The sequence below is a fragment of the Bacillus infantis genome, assembly GCF_050107595.1.
Lineage (GTDB): Bacteria > Bacillota > Bacilli > Bacillales > Cytobacillaceae > Bacillus_AB > Bacillus_AB infantis_C.
Genome location: NZ_JBNILH010000032.1, coordinates 1 through 451, shown reverse-complemented (window position 1 = coordinate 451; position 451 = coordinate 1). Strand labels below are relative to the sequence as shown.

Here is a 451-nt window from a genome sequence, read left to right as displayed (position 1 = left end):
TTAGGCACGCCGCCAGCGTTCGTCCTGAGCCAGGATCAAACTCTCCATATAAGAGTAAGATTTAGCTCTGATAAAAATAAGATTAACGTTGACGTTTTTGTTCGTTCAGTTTTCAAAGAACAATCTCAGTCGCTCGTTTAAAGCAACTATATTAGAATAACATTTTTAGCAGCCTTCGTCAACAACTTTTTTTAAAAAAATTTTGTTCTGAGCATCAGCTCTAAAAGGTGCCTGACTATCATAACACCAGCGGTGTTACGGGTCAACCCTTTACCGTGAGGAATAATATTCCATCAGCAAGGGATTAAAAAAGACAAAGAACATTCTCTTTGTCTTCGCCCGGCAGCGTCCTACTCTCACAGGGGGAGAGCCCCCAACTACCATCGGCGCTGAGAAGCTTAACTTCCGTGTTCGGTATGGGAACGGGTGTGACCTTCTCGCTATCGCCACC

Annotated in this window: 1 rRNA gene; it reads right to left on the bottom strand. The window is 43.9% G+C overall.

The features are described 5' to 3' along the window. Positions 1 to 337: 337 nt before the first annotated feature. A 5S ribosomal RNA gene (gene rrf / locus ACQCVH_RS25300) occupies positions 338 to 451 on the bottom strand; the annotation flags it as partial.